General features: G+C 68.5%; 1 protein-coding gene. It reads left to right on the top strand.

Annotation, left to right across the window (positions count from 1 at the left end; genetic code table 11):
- On the top strand, positions 1 to 340 hold a 340-nt coding region (locus EN807_RS35990), incomplete at both ends, for a hypothetical protein (protein ID WP_189522689.1).

The following is a 340-nucleotide window of genomic DNA, read 5'->3' as shown; positions in this document are numbered from 1 at the left end:
TGTTCGTTCGATTCGTTGCGTTTGTCCTGTGCCCGGCGCTGCTTGCAGCGGGCGGCTGCGCGCGCAGCGACGATGGCACGGTGATCGTTCCAAGCGGGATGGATGTCAGGCGTGTCTGGGACCGGGCGCCGCCGGGAACGGTCGCATCGCGGCAGATCGCCTCGGATGTGTTTCCCTTGCCGCCGAGCGCGCCGGCAAGCCTGCCGGCGAGCCCGACCGTCCGGCGCCACTTCAGACCCGCTTCGACGAAGCCGTCCTTCGGCCATGATCTGTCCGACCCGGCATCCGGCGAGCAGAGCCCCCTCACCTGCAGGAATGTCGGCGAAGACGGCAAGCGCTA

Source organism: Mesorhizobium sp. M5C.F.Ca.ET.164.01.1.1, assembly GCF_004792125.1.
Taxonomy (GTDB): Bacteria; Pseudomonadota; Alphaproteobacteria; order Rhizobiales; family Rhizobiaceae; genus Mesorhizobium; species Mesorhizobium wenxiniae.
The sequence above is the reverse complement of the archived record's forward strand: the minus strand, read 5'-3'. Positions and strand labels throughout refer to the sequence as shown.